The sequence below is a fragment of the Massilia sp. 05N420 genome, from assembly GCF_056397205.1.
Genome location: NZ_JBFTMX010000276.1, coordinates 1 through 366, shown reverse-complemented (window position 1 = coordinate 366; position 366 = coordinate 1). Strand labels below are relative to the sequence as shown.

The following is a 366-nucleotide window of genomic DNA, read 5'->3' as shown; positions in this document are numbered from 1 at the left end:
GTGCAGACCGTCGTTCCGACGCCGAAGCCGGGTGTAGACGCGATGATGATGGCCGCCGTTCCGGCTGCCGACGGCTCCGCTCCGCAGACCCCGATGGCATTTGCCTCCGCCAATCCACAGGCAACGCCCGCCCTTTCGGCACAGACAGCCGTCCTGCCGATGGCCGTTTCGCCTGCCGATGCGGCGTTCCAGCCCGTGGCCGGCGCCAGCGTTGCCACCGAAATTCCGCTGACGCCAGAGATGACCGCGATGCAGTCGGTGATCCCGACGCCGCGTCCCGCAACCCCGGCCTCGCCCTCGACGCAGCTTGCCTTCGCGGCAACGACGCCGCAGAACGGCGCGCTTGCAGCGCTCGCCGTTCAGGCC

General features: G+C 69.9%; 1 pseudogene. It reads left to right on the top strand.

Annotated elements, in window-relative coordinates:
• Positions 1-42: 42 nt before the first annotated feature.
• Positions 43-366 (top strand): annotated as a pseudogene (locus tag AC1DIX_RS28315) (hypothetical protein); the annotation flags it as partial.